The sequence below is a fragment of the Corynebacterium sp. HMSC06C06 genome (assembly GCF_001807295.1).
Taxonomy (GTDB): Bacteria; Actinomycetota; Actinomycetes; order Mycobacteriales; family Mycobacteriaceae; genus Corynebacterium; species Corynebacterium striatum.
In genome coordinates this window covers 1-809 of record NZ_KV788451.1, presented here as the reverse complement: position 1 = coordinate 809, position 809 = coordinate 1, and the positions used below count along the sequence as shown (strand labels likewise).

At 54.6% G+C, this 809-nt stretch carries 1 protein-coding gene; it reads right to left on the bottom strand.

Annotated features, from left to right (window positions below; translation table 11 throughout):
- Window positions 1-17 precede the first annotated feature (17 nt).
- The coding region (locus HMPREF3153_RS00245; RefSeq protein WP_141740882.1) for a transposase at window positions 18-809 on the bottom strand (792 nt) is incomplete at its 5' end.

Sequence of the window (809 nt, the reverse complement as noted above, 5' to 3'; positions counted from 1 at the left end):
GATGCTCCTATGTTGTGTCAAGCTGATTTGAGAAGTTCTTCATAAGCCAACCTCAACTCCGGCAAAGGGCGTTTGCCGGTTTCGATATCACTGATTCTCGCCGGGGCACACCCGAGTTTTTCAGCAACCTGGGCTTGCGATAACTGCCTCTCGATCCGTCGAGCTTTGAGTTCATCAACCTCTACCTGGCCCGTTGGAAGAACGGCCTGACCCAAGCACAACACCCGGTAGACCTCCCTGACAATGGCGCGTTTCAGACACCGTAAGATCTCCTTTTTCGACAATCCTTCCTTGGTGCGTTTGGCTACGTAGTCCCTGGTGCGTTGGTCATGATGCATCCGCACCAACGCGATCCGATGCAACGCAGAATTCGCCCGACGATCACCACCCCGGTTGAGACGGTGCCGATGAGTCCGTCCAGAACTAGCCGGAATCGGTGCGACCCCGCACAGATGAGCTAATGCTGCCTCGGAGTGAATCCGGCCTGGATTATCCCCCACACTGACAATCAGATCAGCAGCCACCACGGAACCACACCCAAATATCGAGGTCACATGCGGATTGATCATCTCAACCAGGATACTGATGTGTTTTTCCAGCTGCGTGCCCTGTTTCTGTAAATCACGATAGGTGGTGGCTAATGTCTTCAACGCGAGGAGCACCCCATTTCTGGGGTCGGCCAGGTCAGCTGATGGTCGGCACCGGGACAAGGCCTCCACCATGACCAATGTGGACATCGCACTATAGCGGCGTCGAATCTCATCGGGTGCTGTGACCAGCAACGATTTGATCGTTGTCATCAGTTTCGC